Below are 709 nucleotides of genomic sequence, written 5' to 3'. Positions count from 1 at the left end.
GCGGTCAGCCCTACGAGGTGTATCTCCAGGTCCTCGAGGAGATCGGCGCGCGGTGGGCCGCGGTCGCGGTCGCGGTGAGCGTGCACAGTCTGTCCTGCCATCCCCTGATGGCGTTCGGCACCGAGGAGCAGAAGGCGAAGTGGCTGCCGGACATGCTCGGCGGGCACACCATCGGCGCCTACAGCCTGTCCGAACCCCAGGCCGGGTCGGATGCCGCGGCGCTGTCATGCCGTGCCACGGCCACCGACGACGGCTACACCATCACCGGTGAGAAGGCGTGGATCACCCATGGCGGGATCGCCGATTTCTACAACCTCTTCGCCCGCACAGGCACCGGCTCACAGGGCATCTCGTGCTTCCTGGTGCCCCGGGACGCGCAGGGACTGACGTTCGGCAGGCCCGAGGAGAAGATGGGCCTGCACGCCGTCCCGACGACTGCGGCGCACTATGACAATGTGTCGGTGCCCGCCGAACGTCGCATCGGCACCGAGGGGCAGGGCCTGCAGATCGCCTTCAGCGCACTGGATTCCGGAAGACTGGGCATCGCAGCCGTCGCCGTCGGGCTGGCTCAGGCCGCCCTCGATGAGGCCGTCGCCTACGCCCAGGAGCGAACCACGTTCGGCCGCAAGATCATCGACCACCAGGGTCTCGGCTTCCTGCTCGCCGACATGGCGGCCGCGGTGGATTCCGCACGGGCCACCTACCTCGA

The 709-nt window shown here is 68.7% G+C and carries 1 protein-coding gene; it reads left to right on the top strand.

The genetic code is table 11. The features are described 5' to 3' along the window. A partial coding sequence (locus tag A5727_RS26010) for an acyl-CoA dehydrogenase family protein (RefSeq protein WP_197507761.1) occupies window positions 1-709 on the top strand: 709 nt, incomplete at both ends.

The sequence above is a fragment of the Mycobacterium sp. ACS4331 genome, from assembly GCF_001667265.1.
GTDB lineage: Bacteria > Actinomycetota > Actinomycetes > Mycobacteriales > Mycobacteriaceae > Mycobacterium.
Note: the sequence above shows the minus strand (reverse complement) of the source record. Positions and strands in the feature narration are given on the sequence as shown.